This window comes from Pseudonocardia sp. Ae331_Ps2 (assembly GCF_001932405.1).
Taxonomy (GTDB): Bacteria; Actinomycetota; Actinomycetes; order Mycobacteriales; family Pseudonocardiaceae; genus Pseudonocardia.
Genome location: NZ_MCIM01000001.1, coordinates 121,999 through 140,059 on the forward strand (window position 1 = coordinate 121,999; position 18,061 = coordinate 140,059).

Here is an 18,061-nt window from a genome sequence, read left to right on the forward strand (position 1 = left end):
GGCCGGCCGGTCAGCCGCCGACGAGCTCGGCCCGCATGCTCGACGCGGAGGACACGACGAGCATGAGCAGCGTCCCCATCGGACCCTCGCCCAGCCCGGCCGCGGGGAAGGCGTAGCGCAGCGTCACGTCCCAGCCGCGCTCGCCGCGCACCACCCGGGGCGTGCCGAACAGGCCCTCCCCCACCCCGAGCCCGACCCGTCGCGGCACGTCGTGCTCCGGGTCGGCGGAGTCCGGCAGGTCCCACGCCACGACGCAGGTCAGGTTGAGGACGGGCAGCCCCTCCTCCAGCTCCGTCCCCTGCACCACGCACAGCACGCCGCCGTGGGCGAAGGTCAGCGCGCCGTCGTCGTCGGCGGTGACGTCGTGGAACCGCTCCAGCGCACCCTTCGCGGTGGCGAGCATCCCCGTGATCACATCGGTGGTCACGGTGTCACCCCCGTCGCGGCGTCGCCCGTCGCGGCGTCCACGGCCCCGCCGAAACGCCGGTCCCGGCGTGCGTAGATCTCGATCGCCTGCCATATGTGGCGCCGGTCGAAGTCCGGGAACAGCGTGTCCAGGAAGACCATCTCGGCGTAGGCGCTCTGCCAGAGCAGGAAGTTCGAGGTCCGCTGCTCCCCCGAGGAGCGCACGAACAGGTCGACGTCGGGCATGTCCGGCTCGTCGAGGTGGCGGGCCAGCATCCGCTCGTCGATCTTGTCGGGGTTGATCCGGCCCTCGGCGGCGAGCCGGGCGATCTGGCGCACCGAGTCGACGATCTCGGCGCGGCCGCCGTAGTTGACGCACATGGTCAGATTCAGCACGTCGTTGCCGCGGGTGCGCTCCTCGGCGATCTCCAGCTCCTTGATCACCGAGCGCCACAGCCGCGGGCGGCGGCCCGCCCAGCGGACCCGGACCCCCATCGCGTCCATCTCGTCGACGCGGCGGCGGATGACGTCGCGGTTGAAGCCCATCAGGAACCGGACCTCGTCGGGGCTGCGCCGCCAGTTCTCGGTGGAGAACGCGTACGCCGACAGCCAGCGCACACCGAGGTCGATGCAGCCGCGGGCGACGTCCATCAGCGACGCCTCGCCCCGCTTGTGCCCCTCCGTGCGGGGCAGACCACGGGCGTTGGCCCAGCGGCCGTTGCCGTCCATGACGAGGGCGACGTGGCCCGGCACCAGCTCCGGCGGGATCGCCGGGGGCCGGGCACCGGACGGATGCGGTGCGGGAGGCTGGAACGGCACGTCACCGACCCTACGTCGGGGCCGATGGCCGGGCTCGGCCGCGGTGGTCGGGCTCAGTCGCGCTGGTCGGGCCGGGGCCAGGCCGGCACGGCCGGGTCCTCCAGCCGCTCGATGGTCTCGCGCAGCCGGCGCATCCCGCGGTGCCCGTGGACCCGGTCGACCTCCGACAGCGGTTCGGACTCGTCGGGCCGGATCACCGGCAGCATCGGGATGGCCGGCCAGGCGCCGTCCTCGGTGCGGGCCCGGACCTGACGCATCGCACGGGTCGGCCCGTCCTGCGGGGACTCCGGCATGACCTCGGTGCGGGCCGGGAGCTGCTGGGTGGGCGGCACCGGGATCCGCTGCGTCGCGGCCGGGAGACGATGGGTGCGAGCGGTGTGGTCGTCGTCCGGCGGCGGTGTGTGGGGTCGGTTCACGACTGCCTCTCCGACGGGGCTGGGGTCCCCTCGATCACAGGAGGATAACGAGACCGCGCAACCGGTTGCCTGTCCTGAGCGACGTTCACCCGGTGGAGTCGGCGGAAGCGCCGTGCGCCGCGACCGGCGGCACCGCGGCGGGCGGCGCACCGGGAACGTCAACCGCTCGACGAAGCATACGGGCCGCTCACGGCAGCCCGATCGGGACACCGGGCCGATCGCACTAGTCGGACAGCGCGTCCGGAGGTGTCGGCGCACCGCCGTCCGGCGGTTCCGGGGCGGTCCCCGGCGCACCCGGCGCGACGACGGCGGCGGGCCGGACCCGGGCGCGGCGGTCGACCAGGGGCAGCGAGCGCAGCTGGCGCTCCAGGTGCCACTGCAGGTGCGCCGCGACCAGGCCGCTGGCCTCCCGCCGGGTCGGGGTGCCCGAGGCGTCGGCGGTGTCCCAGTCACCGTGCAGCAGCGCCATGAGCAGGGCCACCGTCTCGGGGGCCGGGGTGACCGAACCCGGCGGGCGGCAGCGCGGGCACACCATGCCGCCCCCGGCGACGGTGAACGACCGGTGCGGGCCGGGCGTCGCACAGCGCGCACAGTCCGACAGCGACGGCGCCCACCCCGCATGGCTCATGGCCCGCAGCAGGAACGCGTCGAGCACCAGGGCCGGTTCGCGGGCGCCGTCGGCCAGCGCCCGGGTGGCACCGAGCAGCAGCAGGTAGACCCGCAGGCTCGGCTCGCCCTCCTCGGACACCAGCCGGTCCGCGGTCTCCAGGATCGCGCAGCCGCAGGAGTAGGCCGACCAGTCCGCGACGATCGCCGGCGCGAACGCGTCGACGGTCTGGGCCTGGGTGACCACGTCGAGCGTGCGCCCGGTGTAGCACTGGACGTCGACGTGGTTGAACGGCTCCAGCCGGGCGCCCCACCGCGACCGGGTGCGGCGCACGCCCTTGGCGACCACCCGGATCTTGCCGTGCTGACGGGTCAGCATCGTGATGATCCGGTCCGCCTCGCCCAGCTTCTGCACCCGGAGCACGATCCCGGTGTCGCGGTAGAGCTGGGCCATCCACCCAGTCTAGGTTCTCCTCAGAACCCCAGCTTGCGCAGCTGCTTCGGGTCCCGCTGCCAGTCCTCGGCGATCTTCACGTGCAGGTCCAGGTGCACCCGGGTGCCCAGCAGCTTCTCGATCTGGCGACGGGCGTCGCTGCCGACCTGCTTGAGCCGGGCACCGCCCTTGCCGATCACGATGCCCTTCTGGCTGGACCGCTCGACGTAGATGATCGCGTAGATCTCCAGCAGGTCCTTCTTCTCGATCGTCTCCTCGACGACGACGGCGATCGAGTGCGGCAGCTCGTCGCGCACGCCCTCCAGCGCCGCCTCCCGCACGAGCTCGGCCACGAGCACGTCGGTCGGCTCGTCGGTGAGGTCGCCGTCCGGGTAGAGCTGCGGGCCCTCCGGCAGCAGCCCGACCAGCAGGTCCGACAGCAGCGAGACCTGGAAGCCCGACTTCGCCGAGGTCGGCACGACCTCGGCGAAGTCCATCAGCGCCGCCACCTCGGTGAGCCGCTCGGCGACCTGCTCGGGGCGGGCGGTGTCGGTCTTGGTGACGACAGCGACCACCGGGGTGTGCGCGGCGATCCGGCTCAGCTCCTCGGCGATGAACCGGTCGCCCTTGCCGACCTTCTCGTTCGCGGGCACGCAGAACCCGACGACGTCGACCTCGGACCACGTCTCGCGCACCAGGTCGTTGAGCCGCGACCCGAGCAGGGTCCTGGGTCGGTGCAGGCCCGGGGTGTCGACCAGGACGATCTGGGCGTCCGGTCGGTGCACGATCCCGCGGATCGCGTGCCGGGTGGTCTGCGGGCGCGAGGAGGTGATCGCGATCTTCTCCCCGACCAGCGCGTTGGTCAGGGTCGACTTGCCGGCGTTGGGCCTGCCGACGAAGCAGGCGAACCCGGACCGGAAGCCCTCGGGCTGTGCGCCGGTCATGCCGCACCGAGCCGGTCGAGGATCTCGCGGCCGATCGGCAGCGCCGCCGTCGCCGCCGGGGACGGTGCGTTCAGCACGTGCAGGATCGAGCCGGGGCGGCCCGCGCCGTCCGGACCGGCCTGGTCGAGGAACAGGAAGTCGTCGACCAGCGTGCCGTCGGCCTTCACGGCCTGGGCCCGCACCCCGGCGCCTGCCGGGTGCAGGTCGGAGGCGGTGACCTCGGGCAGCATCCGCTGGATCTGGCGGACCATCGCGCGCGTCGACAGCGAGCGGCGGACCTCGCCGATGCCGTAGCGCCAGTGCGTGCGCGCCACCTTCACCATGCCCGGGTAGGTCAGCGTCCCCAGCAGCTCCTTCGGCTTGACCGTGCGCCAGTCGTAGCCCTCGCGGGCCAGCGCGAGCACGGCGTTCGGGCCGGCGTGGACGGTGCCGTCGATGCCGCGGGTGGCGTGCACCCCGAGGAACGGGAACGCCGGGTCCGGGACCGGGTAGATCAGGCCGCGGACCAGCGAGGCGGCCCGCTCGGAGAAGCCGGAGTACTCGCCGCGGAACGGGATGATCCGCACACCGGGGTCGGCACCGGCGAGGCGGGCGAGCTCGTCGCAGCGCAGTCCGCCGCAGACCACGGCGCGGGTGCCGAGCAGGTCACCGCGGGTGGTGCGCACGACGACGTCGGACGGGCGGCGGGCGAACCCGGTGACGGTGCGGCCGAGGTGGACCTCACCGCCGTTCTTCTCCACCAGCTCGCCCAGCTTCTCCGCGACCAGCCGGTAGTCGGTGATGCCGGTCGAGGGCACCCAGAGCGCGGCGAGGCCACGGACGTCGGGCTCGTAGGTGCGGATGCCGTGCTCGTCGAGGCGGTGGTTCTCCACGCCGTTGGCGTCGCCGCGGCGGGCCAGCTCGTCGAGCCGGGGCAGCTCCTCGGGCTCGGTCGCGACGACGAGCTTGCCGCACACCTGGTGCGGCAGGTCGTGCTCGCGGCAGAACGCGATGGTCTCGGCGCAGCCGGCGACGGCCAAGCGGGCCTTGTAGCCGCCGGGCGCGTAGTAGAGCCCGGAGTGCACGACGTTGGAGTTGTTGCCGGTCTGGTGGTTCGCCAGGCGCTGCTCGCGCTCGACGACGGCGACGCTCAGCCCGTTGCGGGTGGCGGCGTACGCGGTGGCCAGGCCGACGATCCCGCCCCCGACGACGACGAGGTCGTAGCGCGGTGTCGCGGGCAGCCCGGTCACCGGGCACGCTCCGCGGGGATGGTCGTGCGGGCAGCCATCAGGTCCTCCTCGCGTCCCGCCCGCGGCGGGACGGTCACGTCCGTCGGTCGTTCCCCGTGCCCGGGGACGGCCAGGTCAGGGCCGTTCAGTGCCGGTCAGTGCCGGTCGGCGCCGGCGTGCTCGGTGGGGTCGCCCGCGACGTGGTCCGGCACGTCGGACTCCGAGGCGCCCTGGCGCGGCCCGTCGTGGCCGGTGTCCTCGGTCTCGGCCGGCTCCAGCGGGCTGACCAGCACCGAGGTGATGCGGACCCGGCCGCGGGCGTCCTTGCCGCCCTCGCCCTGCAGTCGCAGCAGGCCGTCCAGCTCGGCGGTGGCCCCGGGCAGCGGCACCTTGCCGAGGCGCTGGGCGAGCAGCCCGCCGACGGTGTCGACGTCGGCGTTCTCCAGTGCCTCGTGCAGCTCGTCCTCGCGCGGGGTGCCGCGGAACCGCCCGGCGAACAGCTCCTCGAGGTCCTCGACGGGCAGCCGGGCCGCGACCCGGAAGGCGCCGTCGGAGACCTCGGCGACCTCGGGCACCTCCTCGGAGTCGTACTCGTCGGTGATCTCGCCGACGATCTCCTCCAGGATGTCCTCGATCGTCACCACCCCGGCGGTGCCGCCGTACTCGTCGACGACGACGGCCATGTGGTTGCGGGTGCGCTGCATCTCGCGCATGAGGTCGTCGCTGCGCTTGGAGTCCGGCACGAAGGCCGCGGGGCGCAGGATGTCGAGCAGGGCGACCTCGCGCTCGCCGCGCCGGGCCTCCTCGCGGGCCCGCACCAGGTCCTTGAGGTAGGCGATGCCGATGACGTCGTCGATGCCCTCGCCGAGCACCGGGATGCGCGAGTAGCCGCTCTTGAGCGCCAGCCGCAGCACCTTCTCCACCGGGGTGTCGCGCTCGGTCCAGATCAGGTCCGGCCGCGGCACCATGATGTCGCGGACCGGGGTCTCCCCCAGCTCGAACACCGAGTGGATCATCTTGCGCTCGCCCTCGTCGACGACGCCGCGGTTGCTGGCCATGTCGACGAGCTCGCGCAGCTCGACCTCGGTGGAGAACGGGCCGTCGCGGAAACCGGGGCCCGGGGTGATCGCGTTGCCCAGCAGGATGAGCAGCTTCGCCAGCGGCGAGAGCACCGTGCCCAGGGCACGGATCGGGGCGGCGAGCAGCAGCCCGATCCGGTACGGGTGCTGGCGGCCCAGGGTGCGCGGCCCGACCCCGACCAGCACGTAGCTGGCCAGCACCATGAGCACCGCGGCGAGCAGCAGCCCGATCCAGGGCGCGGAGAACAGCGGGGCCAGCGCGATCGCCAGCAGGATCACCGCGACCGTCTCGCAGGCGACGCGCAGCAGCATCAGCAGGTTGACGTGCCGCGGCCGGTCGGCGACGACGGCCGACAGCGCCCGCGCACCGGCCCGCCCGGACCGCACGACGGCGTCCACCCGGGCACGGGAGATCGACATCAGGGCCGAGTCCGCGGCCGCGAACACCCCGGCCAGCAGGACGAGCAGGACCGTCGCGACGATCAGCCAGACGGGGGTCACTTCTGCTCCTCGGAGAACGGGGTCGTGGGTCGTCCGGTCACCGGCCGACCTCGTCCTCGAAACCGGCGGCACCGAGCAGCCGGTCGTCGCTGCGCTTCTGGGCGTCCCGGGCGCGCTCGCGGGCCCGGTCCTCCCGCCAGCGGACGAGCAGCCGGTTCTGCAGCGCGAACATCTCGCGCTCGTCCTCGGGCTCGAGGTGGTCGTAGCCGAGCAGGTGCAGGATGCCGTGCACGGTCAACAGGTGCAGCTCGTCGGCCAGGGTGTGCCCGGCCTTGCGCGCCTGGTCCCGGGCGAAGGCCGGGCAGAGCACGACGTCACCGAGCAGGGCGGGGCCCAGGTCCGGTGCGTCGGGCCGCCGGGTGTCCTCGGCGAGCGCGTCCATCGGGAAGGCCATGACGTCGGTGGGGCCCGGCTCGTCCATCCAGCGGACGTGCAGCTCCTCCATCGCGTCCAGCCCGACGGCGGTGATCGCCAGCTCGGCGGACGGGCTCACCTTCATCGCGTCCAGCGCGTACCGGGCGACCGACACGATCTGCGCCTCGTCGACCGCGACCCCGGACTCGTTGACGACCTCGATGCTCACGTCGCCGCTGCCCTGCCCCTGCTCGCCGATACGGATGTACGGGGCAGCCTAGACGGCCGCACCGACGGTCCCGGGCGCCACCCGCCCCTGGCCACCGTCCCCGGTCACCGCCGCCGGTCGGGACGCCGCGCGGGGCCGTTGCGGGGTGCGCCGTTGCCGACGGCGGCCGCGCGGTGCTCGACGGCGTCGAACCGGGCGTAGGCGTCGACGATGTCGGACACCAGGCGGTGCCGGACCACGTCGGCGCTCTCGAGCCGGGAGAAGTGCACGTCGTCGACGCCGTCGAGGATGTCCTGCACGACCGCCAGCCCGGACCGGGCGTTGCCCGGCAGGTCGACCTGGGTGATGTCGCCGGTGACCACGATCCGCGAGCCGAAGCCGAGCCGGGTGAGGAACATCTTCATCTGCTCGGGCGTGGTGTTCTGCGCCTCGTCGAGGATGATGAACGCGTCGTTGAGCGTCCTGCCACGCATGTACGCCAGCGGCGCGACCTCGATCGTCCCGGCGGCCATCAGCTTCGGGATCGACTCCGGGTCGATCATGTCGTGCAGCGCGTCGTAGAGCGGGCGCAGGTACGGGTCGATCTTCTCGAACAGCGTGCCGGGCAGGTAACCCAGCCGCTCCCCCGCCTCGACCGCGGGCCGGGTCAGGATGATCCGGTTGACCTGCTTGGCCTGCAACGCCTGCACGGCCTTGGCCATCGCCAGGTAGGTCTTGCCGGTACCGGCCGGGCCGATGCCGAAGACGATGGTGAACGCGTCGATGGCGTCGACGTAGCGCTTCTGGTTGAGCGTCTTGGGCCGGATGGTCTTCCCGCGCCGGGACAGGATGTCCAGGCTCAGCACCTCGGCCGGGGACTCGCCGAGCCGCTCGTCGGCGGTGTTCTCCGCCGAGAGCATCTGCACCGTGCGGCGCACGGTGTCCGCGCCGACCAGCTGGCCGCGCTCGGCCAGGGTGATCAGCTCGGTGAAGACCCGCTCGGCGAAGGCGACGTCGCCGGGGTCCCCGGACAGGGTCAGCTCGTTGCCGCGGACGTGGACGTCGGCGGTCAGCTCCTCCTCGGCGGCGCGCAGGCTCTCGTCGCGCGAGCCGAGCAGGGCGAGGAGGGCGGTGTCCGGCACGGCCATCCTCGACCGGACGGTCCCGCCCGGTGCTGCGTCGGACCGCTCGTCGGTCCGAGGGGTGGGGCCGGGTTCGGTGCCGGTCAAGAGTGTGTTCGCCTGCCTCGTACGTCGGGTCGCCGGACTGCGCCGATCGTACCGGTCGGACCGCGGACGGCACCCGCGGATTCGGCAGCGGGTCAGGCGGGCGCGCTCAGGCGTTCCACCGCCGCCAGCGCCGCCGCCCAGCCCGGATGGCGCACGTCGATGAGCTGCAGGTGGTTCGCGCCCTCGACCCGCACGAGCTCCGAGCGGTCCCCGGCGGCCGTCGCGGCGGCGACGAAGTCCTCGCTCTGGGAGAGCGGGACGACCTCGTCGGCGGTGCCGTGCACGCACACCGACGGCACCCCGAGCGGGACGGCCTCCATCGGGCTGGTCGCGCGGAACCGGGCCGGGTCGGCGGCCGGGGTCGCCGCGACGAGGTCGGCGACGGCGCCGTCGCCGAGCAGCATCCCGCCGGCCAGGTCGAGCACCCCGGCCAGCGAGACCACCCCGGCCGGCCGCACCGCGGGCGCGGCGCCCGGGTCACCGGGGGTGAGCTTCGCGCGCATCGCGAGCCAGCCCGCGAGGTGCCCGCCCGCCGAGTGCCCGAGTACGACGAGCCGGCGCAGGTCCAGGCGGGTGGAGCGCAGGGTGGCGAGGTGGTCGGCGGCCATCGCGACGTCGTCGAAGGTGGAGGGCCAGCCGCCGCCGGCGTTCACCGTGCGGTACTCGATGTTCCAGACCGCGAAGTTCGCCGCGACCAGCGCGTCGACCACCGGCCGCATGACCGTGAGGTCGGTGCCGGCCCGCCAGAACCCGCCGTGCACGACGAGCACGGTGCCGCGGGGCAGGTCCCGGGTGGCCGGGAAGGTCAGCTCGCCGAACTGCTGGGGCTGGCCGCCGTAGGCCATCCGCTCGGTCCGCGGTACGGCTTCGTCACGCGGGGGTCGGCGCGGGGCCGCGGGGGCGTCGTTGCCGCAGGCGCCGAGCAGCGGGGAGGCGGCGAGGCCGGCCAGCAGCGCGCGACGTCCGATCCGGGGAGCATGGTCACTCACGCGGCGGATGATGGCATCCGAACCCGGCCCACGACGACGGAATCGCCGGAAAGAGACGGCCCCGGCGGGGTCAGCGGGCCCAGCGGCCGGTGCGCACGGCGAGCGCGCCGAGCGCGACGCAGGCCGCGGTGGAGGCCCGCAGCACCTCCGGTCCCATCCGGACCGGGACGGCGCCGGCGTCGGCGAGGCGGTCGAGCTCGGCGTCGTCGACGCCGCCCTCCGGTCCGACGGCGAGCAGCACCTCCCCCGCGGCGGGCAACGCGACCGAGGCGAGGTCGTCGCCCGCGGACTCGTGCAGCACCAGCGCGGTGTCGGCGGCACCGACCCGGGCGGCGAGCTGCGCGGTGGTCACCGGGTCGGCGACCCCGGGCTGCCACGGCCGCCGGGCCTGCTTGGCCGCCTCCCGCACGGTGGACCGCCAGCGTTCGAGGGCCTTCGCCCCGCGCGGGCCGTCGTCCCAGCGGGTGACGCAGCGCGCCGCCTTCCAGGGGACGAACCCGTCGGCACCGGCCTCGGTCGCGGTCTCCACGGCGAGCTCGCCGCGGTCGCCCTTGACCAGCGCCTGCGCGACGACGACGCGGACCGCGGGTGCGGGCACCCGGGTCACCTCGTGCAGCCGCACGGTCAGCGCGTCCCGCCCGGCGACGTCGACGACCTCGGCGCGGGCGAGCCCGCCCCGGCCGTCGGAGAGCACCAGCGCCTCGCCGGGGCGCAGCCGTCGCACGGTCGCGGCGTGCCGCCCCTCCGGGCCGTCGAGCACCGTGTCGGAGCCCGGGCGCGGGAGGGACGCGACGTCGTCGACCAGGAACAGCGGCGCCGTCGTCACCGGGTCAGCGTCCGGTCCAGCTGTCGCGCAGCTTGGAGAACAGGCCGTGACCGTTGCGCGAGCCACCGATCAGGTCCGGCTGTGCCTCGCCGCGCAGCTCGGCGAGCTTGCGCAGCAGGTCGGTCTGCTCCTTGTCCAGCCGGGTCGGCACCACCACCTCCACGTGCACGAGGAGGTCGCCGTGGCCGTCGATGCGCCCGGTGGAGCGCAGCCGGGGGATGCCCTTGCCGCGCAGCGTGCGGACCGTGCCGTGCTGGGTGCCCGGCTCGACGTCGATCTCGGCGATCGTGCCGTCGAGCAGCGGCAGCGGCAGCGTGGTGCCGAGCGCGGCCGCGGTCATCGGCAGCGGGAGCGTGCAGTGCAGGTCGGCGCCGTCGCGGGTGAACAGCTCGTGCGGCGCCTCCTCCACCTCGACGTAGAGGTCACCGGCGGGACCGCCACCGGAGCCGACCTCACCCTGCCCGGACAGGCGCACCCGCATGCCCTCGGCGACACCGGCCGGGATCTTGACCGAGACGGTGCGTCGCGACCGGACCCGGCCGTCTCCCGCGCACTGGCGGCACGGGTCGGGGATGACCTCGCCGAACCCGCGGCAGGTCGGGCAGGGCCGCGCGGTGACGACCTGCCCGAGGAACGAGCGCTGCACGCTCTGGATCTCCCCGGAGCCGCCGCAGGTGTCGCAGGCGGTGGGACGGGTGCCGTCGGCGCAGCCGGAGCCCTGGCACTGGGTGCACAGGACCGCGGTGTCGACGGCGAGGTCGCGCTGCACACCGGCGGCGCACTCCTCCAGCGTCAGCTCCATCCGGATCAGCGCGTCGGCCCCGGGCTGGACCCGGCTGCGCGGGCCGCGCCCGCGTCCACCGGCCGCGGTGCCGCCGAAGAACGCGTCCATGATGTCGCTGAAGCCGCCGAACCCGGCGAACGGGTCACCGCCGCCGCCACCCCCGCCGCGGGCGTCGAGGGGGTCGCCACCGAGGTCGACGACCCGGCGCTTCTCCGGGTCGGTCAGCACCTCGTGGGCGGCGCTCACCTCCCGGAACCGCTCCTGGGCGCCGGGATCGGGGTTGACGTCCGGGTGCAGCTCACGGGCGAGCTTGCGGTACGCCCGCTTGATCTCCGAGGCGTCGGCGCCGCGCTCGACGCCCAGGATCCCGTAGTAGTCGCGTGCCACCTGGCTCTTTTCCTCTGAGAAGTACCTACAACGACGATGAAAGGGCCTACCGACCGGTCAGGATCTCACCCACGTACCGGGCGACCGCATGCACCGCCGAGATCGTGCCCGGGTAGTCCATCCGGGTGGGCCCGACGACGCCCATCCCGCCCAGTGGGGTCCCCGAGCCGTACCCCACGGTGACCACGGACGCGGTGCGCAGGTCCTCGGCCTCGTTCTCCTCGCCGATCCGGACGGTGACCAGCCCGGACTCCTGCGACGCCGCGAGCAGCCGCATGACCACGACCTGCTCCTCCAGCGCCTCCAGGACCTGGCGCAGCGAGCCGGGGAAGTCGGCGTGGCTGCGGGTCAGGTTCGCCGTGCCGCCCAGCACCATCCGCTCCTCGGGGTGCTCGACGAGGGTCTCGATGAGCACCGTCGCGAGGTGCAGCAGCGGGGTGCGCAGGTCCTCCGGCGCGGTGTCGGGCAGCTCGGCGACGGCCGCGGAGGCCTCGGCGAGCTTGCGACCGTTGAGGGCGTTGCCGAGCATCTCGCGCAGCCGGGCGACGTCGTCGTCGGCGAGCACGTCCCCCAGGTCCACGACGCGCTGGTCGACGCGCCCGGAGTCGGTGATCAGCACCAGCATCAGCCGGGCCGGGGTCAGCTGCACGACCTCCAGGTGGCGGACCGTGGAGCGGGTCAGCGTCGGGTACTGCACGACGGCGACCTGGCGGGTCAGCTGCGCGAGCAGCCGCACCGAGCGGCGCAGCACGTCGTCCAGGTCGACCGCACCGTCCAGGAACGTCTGCACGGCCCGCTTCTCCGCCGACGACAGCGGCTTGACCTGCGAGATCCGGTCGACGAACTGACGGTAGCCCTTGTCGGTCGGGATCCGGCCGGCGCTGGTGTGCGGCTGGGCGATCAGCCCGTCCTCCTCGAGGACGGCCATGTCGTTGCGGACCGTCGCGCTCGACACCCCGAGGTTGTGTCGGTCGACGATGGCTTTGGAGCCCACGGGCTCCTGCGTCGACACGTAGTCGGCCACGATGGCCCGTAGTACGGCGAAGCGCCGTTCGTCGGCGTTCATCTCATCGCACCTCCCCCGGTATGCCCCGTCCATCCTAAGCTCCGCCGCGGTCGCGCGGCCGCGGCACACGGCGTGGCACGGTGGGTGGGGTGATGTCCGCACGCCGCTTCGGCCGGCGCTCCCTGATCGTCGGCGCCGGCGCCCTCGCCCTGGTCGCGGCCGGTACGACCGACCGCTGGCTCCCCGTCGACGGCGTCGCCGGGACGCCGGACCCGGTCGCGCTGCGGGCCCGGATCCTGGCGGGTGTCGTCCCCCACTCCGGGCTGGCGACGGCGACCGGCCGGCTCGGGCTGCCCACCGTCGCGCCGATCGGGTCCGCGGCCCGGCTGCTCTCCACCACCACCCGGATCCGCGTCCAGGTCGCCGACGCCGGCCGCTGGCGGGTCGACGAGCTGACCCCGGTCGGCGAGGTCGACACCTACCGCGACGGGCAGGTCGAGCAGGTCTGGGACTACGGCGCGAACCGGCTCACCACGATCGAGCCACTCGCCCCGGTGCGGTTCCCGCGGGCCTCGGACCTCGCCCCGGCCGACCTGGCCCGCCGGCTGCTCGGCGCCACCCCGGACGACCCGGTGATGGCGCTGCCGCCGCGCCGGGTGGCCGGGCTCGCCGCGGCCGGGCTGCGAGTGACCCCCGCCGACCCGGACAGCCTGGCCGGCCGGATCGACGTGTGGTCGGTCCCCGTCGGCGACGGCGCCCTCCCGGTCGCTGTCGAGATCGCCGCCCGGGACGGCGCGGGCCCGCTCCTGGAGACGGCGTTCGAGGCGGTGGAGACCGTCCCGCCGGCCGGCTCCGGCCTCGTCCCGGCGCCGCCGTCGTCGGCGGAGCGGGTGCGGACCCGCCCGGACGACCTGACCGGGTCGCTGCAGGGGGTCGGTGCGGTCCCGCCGCCGGACCGGCTCGCCGGCCGGGACCGGGTGGAGCTGCCGCTGTCCGGGGATGTCCCGGCCGCCGATCTGCTGCCCGGGGTCGGCGTCTACGGGACGGGGGTCGGCCGGTTCGTGCTGGTCCCGGCCGGACCGGAGGTCGTCGACGGGATCGTGCGCGGCTCGGCCGCCGCGGGCGGGGTGGACGTGCCGGGCCTGCCCGGCGGCTCGGCCGCCCGGGTGGCGACGCCGCTGCTCAGCCTGGTCGTCGCCCGTCGGCGACGGCGCGGGGTGCTGCTGGCCGGGACGGTGCGGCCCGGTGTGCTGGAGTCGGCCGCCGTCGAGCTGATGGGGGCGGGCCGGTGAACGACCCGGTGGTGGCGACGCACGCCCTGACCAAGCGGTTCGGCCGGGTCACCGCCGTCGACGGCGTCGACCTGGCGGTGCCCGCCGGGTCGCGGTTCGGGCTGCTGGGCCCGAACGGCTCGGGCAAGACGACGCTGGTGCGGATGCTGCTCGGACTGGTGCACGCCACCTCGGGGTCGATCGAGGTGCTGGGCTCGCCGATGCCGCGTGCCGCGGCCACGGTGCTGCCCCGGGTCGGGGCGCTGGTCGAGTCCCCCGCCGCCTGGCCGGGACTGTCGGGGCGGGCGAACCTGACCCTGCTCGACGCGGCGGGCTCGGTGGGCGGCCCGCTGCACCGGCCCGCCGACCGGCGACGACGGGTGCAGGACGCGTTGGACCAGGTCGGCCTGGGCGGGGTCGACCGCCGCCCGGTGCGGGCGTACTCGCTGGGGATGCGCCAGCGCCTGGGCATCGCCTCGGCGCTGCTGCGCACCCCGGAGCTGCTGCTGCTCGACGAGCCGACCAACGGCCTCGACCCGCGCGGCATCGGGGAGATGCGTGCACTGCTGACCGCACTGAACGACCGGGGCACGACCGTGGTGCTGTCCAGCCACCTGCTCGCCGAGGTGGAGACGCTGTGCACCCGGGTCGGGGTGATGGACGCCGGGCACCTGGTGCTCGTCCAGGACCTCGACGAGCTCCGCGCACCCACCGGCCGGGTCGTGGTCCGCACCCCGGCCCCGGCGGCCGCGGCGCGGGTGCTCGGCCGGGCGCTGGAGTCCGCCGACGGCGACCGGCTCGTGGTGCGGGCCGTCGACCCCGCCGACCTCAACGCGCACCTGGTGCGGGCCGGGGTGCCGGTGGCGTCGCTGGAGCCCGAGCGCCGCACTCTGGAACAGGTGGTGCTGGAACGCACCGGTGACGGCTCGGACCGGGTGGCGACGGCCGGGCGGGAGGTGGCGCGGTGATCCTCGTCGAGCTGGCGCTGCTGCTGCGCCGCACCCGGGTGTGGCTGTGCTGGCTGCTGCTGTGCGCGCTGCCGGCGCTGGTCGCGGTGGTCGTCTCGGCCACCGGGATCCTCCCGCCGCCGGGGCAGGGACCGGCGTTCCTGTCCGCGGTCGCGACGAACGGGCAGATCTTCCCGGCGTTCGCGCTGGCGCTGGTGCTGCCGATCCTGCTCCCGATCACCGTGGCGGTGGTCGCCGGGGACACCATCGCCGGGGAGGCTGCCGCGGGGACGCTGCGCTACCTGCTGATCCGGCCGGTCGGACGGCTGCGGCTGCTCGTGGCGAAGCTGGTGTCGGTGGCGTTCTTCGTGGTCACCGCGGTGACCCTGGTGGTGCTGACGTCGTACGTCGTGGGGATCGCGGTGTTCGGCACCGGCACCACCACCGCCACCGGGGGCCTGACCCTGCCCCCGGTCGACGCCGGGCCCGGCTCGGTCGCGTCGCTGTCCGGGACGGTGATCGAGCCGGCGGACCTGGCGACCCGGACCGGGCTGACCGTGGCCTACCTGGCGCTGTGCATGCTCACCCTGGGCGCGCTGGGGATCTTCTTCTCCACCCTGACCGACTCGCCGCTGGCGGCGGCGCTGGCGGTGCTCGCGGTCGTGGTGACCAGCGCGTCGCTGCAGGCCCTCGACGCCTCGGCCGCGTTCGTCGACTTCCTGCCGACGGCACACTGGCTCGCCTGGATCGACCTCTACCGCGACCCGGTCCTCTACGACGCCGCCCGCACCGGGGCGTGGGTGCAGGCCGGCTGGGTGGCCGTCGCCGTCGGGGCGGCGTGGGCGAACCTGGCGACCAAGGACATCGCGAGCTGAGCGCCCGCCCGCAGCAGCCCGCCTCAGCTCCGCCCGCCTGAGCTCGCCCGGCTCGGCCCGCCCACTTCAGCCCGCGGCGCGCAGGGTGCCGCAGTCGGCCGGTGCCGCCTCGATCGGTGCGGTGGACAGCGCACGGACGACCAGACCGATCACGGCGTCGTCGGCGGGCAGGGCGCCGTGGCCGACGGTCGAGCCCGGGCACAGCTGCTGCAGCTCCACGTTGACCGCGCCGTCGAGGCGGGCCGAGGTGGGCGGGGTGACGACCCGGTCGCGGTCGGTCCACACCGACAGCCACGGCACCGCCGTCCCGGCACCGGCGAGCTCCCCCAGCAGCGCCGAGCCCGGGACGAGCTGGCGGCAGGCCTGCGGGCACGCCTCCGGGGCGAGCGCGGCGGCGGACCCGGCGACGGTCGTCCCGGCCAGCGGGGAGCCGATCGACACGATCCGCCGGGACCGGGCCGGGCCGTCGTCGCGGACCGCCCACAGCCCGGCGACGACGCCGCCCGCGGAGTAGCCGACGACGTCGACCGACGGCGCCCCGGAATCGGTGGCGACGGTGACCGCGCGGTCCAGCACGTCCACCTGCCGGTCGAGGTCGCCGGTGCCGTCGCCGTCGAGGGCCAGGACGCGGGCGTCGCGGCCCTGGGCGCGCAGGGCCCCGGCGAGGACCTCCAGGCCGGTGCGGTCGCCGCCGCAGCCGGGGACGAGCAGGACCGGTCCCGGCCGGTCCTGGGCGACGGGCCCGCGCGCGCCGCGGGACGCGCCGGGCAGGGCGACGACGACCGCGGCCACCACCCCCACCGCGACCAGCAGCGCGACGACGACCAGCAGCGCCCGGCGGCGCGGGCTCACCGGACCCCCGCCGGGCCTGCGGTGCCGAGCACCCCCGCGGTGGCGGGACCGCTCGCGGTGGCGGGACCGGTCGCGGCGGGTTCCTCGTCGGCGATCAGCAGGTCGGTGACGACCCGGTCGGCCAGCAGCCGTCCGCGGTCGGTCAGCACGGCGCGGCCCGCCGCGTGCGCCACCGGGTCCAGCAGCCCCTCGGCGACGGCGCGGGCGGCGGCCGCGCGACCGCCGTCGTGCAGCAGGGTCAGGGCCATGCCCTCGGCCAGGCGCAGCCGCAGCATGACCCGCTCGGTGTGCCGCTCGTCGGCGGTGAGCTCCTCGCGTCCGCCCTCGGGCGTCTCCCCCGCGGCGAGCGCGCCGGCCCAGCGCGCCGGGTGCTTGACGTTCCACCAGCGCGTCCCGGCCAGGTGGGAGTGGGCACCGGGGCCGATCCCCCACCAGTCGCCGTCGCGCCAGTAGCCCAGGTTGTGCCGGCACTCGGCCCCGGGCAGCGACCAGTTCGAGACCTCGTACCAGGCGAGTCCGGCGTCGCGCAGCCGCGCGTCGAGCAGCTCGTAACGGGTGGCGGCGACGTCGTCGTCGGGGGCGGGCAGCTCGCCGCGGCGGACCCGGCGGGCCAGCGCGGTCCCGTCCTCGAAGATGAGCGCGTAGGCCGAGACGTGGTCGACACCGGCGTCGAGGACGGCGTCGGCGGAGGCGCGCAGGTCGTCGTCGGTCTCGCCGGGGGTGGCGTAGATCAGGTCCAGGTTGACGTGGGCGAACCCGGCGGCACGGGCCTCCCGGGCGGCGGCGACGGCGCGCCCGGGGGTGTGCGTGCGGTCGAGCACGGCGAGCACGTGCGGGGCGGCGGACTGCATACCCAGCGAGATGCGGGTGAACCCGCCGGCCCGCAGCCGGTCGAAGAACTCCGGGGAGACCGACTCGGGGTTGGACTCGGTGGTGACCTCGGCGTCCTCGGCGAGCGGGAGGTGCTCGCGGACGCAGTCGAGCATCGCGACGAGCCGGTCGGCGCCGATCAGCGACGGGGTGCCGCCGCCGACGAACACCGTCTCCACGGTGCGGTTCCCCACCGTCCGGGCGGCGAGCGCGATCTCGGTGCGGGCGGCGGCGAGCCAGCCGTCCGGGGACGCGGCGTCACCGGCCAGCTCGGAGGCGGTGTAGGTGTTGAAGTCGCAGTAGCCGCAGCGGGTCGCGCAGAACGGCACGTGGACGTAGAGCCCGAAGGCCGGCGGCACGGAGGTCACGTCCGGCGAGTGTGCCACTACCGGGTCGGACGGGTCGGCACCCGGACCTCGACCGGGACGCCGAGGGCGCGGGCCACCGCCGGGACGTCGAACCCGTCGAGCGGGTACTCCACGATCCCCGGATCGGTCTCCAACAGCTCGTACACGGCGTCACCGACCGGCGGCACCGACCGGCGGCACCGACAGCTCCAGGCGCAGGAACGCCGGGACCGGGAGCAGCCGGGGCGTGGACCGCATCGCGGTGTGCACGGTGACCCGGCGGACGACGCCGCGGGGCAGCCGCACCGGACGGTCCGGCTCGACGGGGGCGACCAGCTCGACGGCGTCCGGCCCGACGACGACGCGGCGGGCGAGCCGGATCCGCGCGGCCGTGCCGAAGAAGGCGACCGCCACCACCAGCGCGATCAGGCCGAACACCAGGCCGATCAGCCGGGTCACGACGGTGTTGCCGGGGCGGCCGTCGTCCATCACCGACCAGCCGGTGGCCGCCGCCCGCAGGAAGGCGATCGCGGCGAGCATCGCCACGGCCGAGACCACGACCCCGACCGCGCCGCGCACCGGCTGCGGCCGAAGACGCACCACGTCCGTCGACGGGGTCGGGTCGTGCTGCCAGGGGGTGGCGTCGGGCGTCGTCATGGGCGGAGAATGGCCGAACCGGCACCCGCAGCGTGGCGTTTCCGGCCG

At 75.1% G+C, this 18,061-nt stretch carries 20 protein-coding genes; 3 read left to right on the forward strand and 17 right to left on the reverse strand.

Going from position 1 to position 18,061, the window contains the following annotated elements:
• Window positions 1–10: 10 nt before the first annotated feature.
• The 13 genes from Ae331Ps2_RS00605 to hrcA form a co-directional block, all read right to left on the reverse strand.
• Window positions 11–427, reverse strand: a complete 417-nt coding sequence (locus tag Ae331Ps2_RS00605; protein ID WP_020624614.1) for a hypothetical protein — start codon at window positions 425–427, stop codon at window positions 11–13.
• Complete coding sequence (locus tag Ae331Ps2_RS00610) at window positions 424–1,224, reverse strand: isoprenyl transferase (RefSeq protein WP_060712708.1); 801 nt, start codon at window positions 1,222–1,224, stop codon at window positions 424–426. The genes Ae331Ps2_RS00605 and Ae331Ps2_RS00610 overlap by 4 nt, the downstream gene beginning before the upstream one ends.
• Window positions 1,225–1,277: 53 nt before the next feature.
• A complete protein-coding gene (locus tag Ae331Ps2_RS00615) occupies window positions 1,278–1,640 on the reverse strand; it encodes a hypothetical protein (RefSeq protein WP_020624616.1) in 363 nt (120 codons plus the stop codon).
• A gap of 223 nt (window positions 1,641–1,863) precedes the next feature.
• Window positions 1,864–2,700: a DNA repair protein RecO gene (gene recO, locus Ae331Ps2_RS00620; protein WP_075311402.1), complete on the reverse strand. Its 837-nt coding sequence runs from the start codon at window positions 2,698–2,700 to the stop codon at window positions 1,864–1,866.
• A gap of 20 nt (window positions 2,701–2,720) precedes the next feature.
• On the reverse strand, window positions 2,721–3,623 hold the full coding sequence (gene era / locus Ae331Ps2_RS00625) for a GTPase Era (protein WP_075311401.1): 903 nt from the start codon (window positions 3,621–3,623) through the stop codon (window positions 2,721–2,723).
• On the reverse strand, window positions 3,620–4,852 hold the full coding sequence (lhgO, locus tag Ae331Ps2_RS00630) for an L-2-hydroxyglutarate oxidase (RefSeq protein WP_075311400.1): 1,233 nt from the start codon (window positions 4,850–4,852) through the stop codon (window positions 3,620–3,622). The genes era and lhgO overlap by 4 nt, the downstream gene beginning before the upstream one ends.
• Window positions 4,853–4,986: 134 nt before the next feature.
• Entirely contained in the window at window positions 4,987–6,411 is a 1,425-nt protein-coding gene (locus Ae331Ps2_RS00635) for a hemolysin family protein (RefSeq protein ID WP_020624620.1), read from the reverse strand.
• Window positions 6,412–6,448: 37 nt separating this feature from the next.
• Window positions 6,449–6,994: an rRNA maturation RNase YbeY gene (ybeY, locus tag Ae331Ps2_RS00640; RefSeq protein WP_020624621.1), complete on the reverse strand. Its 546-nt coding sequence runs from the start codon at window positions 6,992–6,994 to the stop codon at window positions 6,449–6,451.
• A 104-nt stretch (window positions 6,995–7,098) separates the two neighbouring features.
• Entirely contained in the window at window positions 7,099–8,202 is a 1,104-nt protein-coding gene (locus Ae331Ps2_RS00645) for a PhoH family protein (RefSeq protein WP_043279128.1), read from the reverse strand.
• 92 nt (window positions 8,203–8,294) lie between these two features.
• Complete coding sequence (locus Ae331Ps2_RS00650; RefSeq protein WP_233147480.1) at window positions 8,295–9,191, reverse strand: S9 family peptidase; 897 nt, start codon at window positions 9,189–9,191, stop codon at window positions 8,295–8,297.
• Window positions 9,192–9,261: 70 nt separating this feature from the next.
• Window positions 9,262–10,017 (reverse strand): 16S rRNA (uracil(1498)-N(3))-methyltransferase, encoded by a 756-nt coding sequence (locus tag Ae331Ps2_RS00655; RefSeq protein ID WP_075311399.1) that lies wholly within the window; start codon window positions 10,015–10,017, stop codon window positions 9,262–9,264.
• Between the two features lie 4 nt (window positions 10,018–10,021).
• On the reverse strand, window positions 10,022–11,188 hold the full coding sequence (dnaJ, locus tag Ae331Ps2_RS00660; protein WP_075311392.1) for a molecular chaperone DnaJ: 1,167 nt from the start codon (window positions 11,186–11,188) through the stop codon (window positions 10,022–10,024).
• Between the two features lie 46 nt (window positions 11,189–11,234).
• The gene (gene hrcA / locus Ae331Ps2_RS00665; protein ID WP_075311390.1) at window positions 11,235–12,254 is read right to left on the reverse strand and encodes a heat-inducible transcriptional repressor HrcA; all 1,020 of its coding nucleotides are present in this window, start codon (window positions 12,252–12,254) and stop codon (window positions 11,235–11,237) included.
• A gap of 92 nt (window positions 12,255–12,346) precedes the next feature.
• Between hrcA and Ae331Ps2_RS00670 the strand changes: the two genes are divergently transcribed.
• The 3 genes from Ae331Ps2_RS00670 to Ae331Ps2_RS00680 are packed head-to-tail and all read left to right on the forward strand — an operon-like array spanning window position 12,347 to window position 15,287.
• Entirely contained in the window at window positions 12,347–13,486 is a 1,140-nt protein-coding gene (locus Ae331Ps2_RS00670) for a hypothetical protein (protein WP_139318974.1), read from the forward strand.
• 11 nt (window positions 13,487–13,497) lie between these two features.
• Entirely contained in the window at window positions 13,498–14,433 is a 936-nt protein-coding gene (locus tag Ae331Ps2_RS00675) for an ABC transporter ATP-binding protein (RefSeq protein WP_254864904.1), read from the forward strand.
• Window positions 14,430–15,287, forward strand: coding sequence for an ABC transporter permease (locus tag Ae331Ps2_RS00680; protein ID WP_020624317.1), 858 nt, complete (start codon window positions 14,430–14,432; stop codon window positions 15,285–15,287). Before Ae331Ps2_RS00675 ends, Ae331Ps2_RS00680 begins: the two co-directional genes overlap by 4 nt.
• Window positions 15,288–15,353: 66 nt before the next feature.
• On the opposite strand, the gene Ae331Ps2_RS00685 is transcribed toward Ae331Ps2_RS00680, so the two are convergent.
• Genes Ae331Ps2_RS00685 through Ae331Ps2_RS00695 form a run of 4 tightly spaced genes read right to left on the reverse strand, consistent with a single transcriptional unit; the run spans window position 15,354 to window position 18,013 of the window.
• Complete coding sequence (locus Ae331Ps2_RS00685; protein WP_249265649.1) at window positions 15,354–16,139, reverse strand: lipase; 786 nt, start codon at window positions 16,137–16,139, stop codon at window positions 15,354–15,356.
• A complete protein-coding gene (hemW, locus tag Ae331Ps2_RS00690; protein WP_083695088.1) occupies window positions 16,136–17,395 on the reverse strand; it encodes a radical SAM family heme chaperone HemW in 1,260 nt (419 codons plus the stop codon). The genes Ae331Ps2_RS00685 and hemW overlap by 4 nt, the downstream gene beginning before the upstream one ends.
• A complete protein-coding gene (locus tag Ae331Ps2_RS33810) occupies window positions 17,395–17,523 on the reverse strand; it encodes a hypothetical protein (protein WP_255407899.1) in 129 nt (42 codons plus the stop codon). The genes hemW and Ae331Ps2_RS33810 overlap by 1 nt, the downstream gene beginning before the upstream one ends.
• Before the next feature lie 4 nt (window positions 17,524–17,527).
• The gene (locus tag Ae331Ps2_RS00695; protein WP_075311386.1) at window positions 17,528–18,013 is read right to left on the reverse strand and encodes a hypothetical protein; all 486 of its coding nucleotides are present in this window, start codon (window positions 18,011–18,013) and stop codon (window positions 17,528–17,530) included.
• Window positions 18,014–18,061 lie beyond the last annotated feature (48 nt).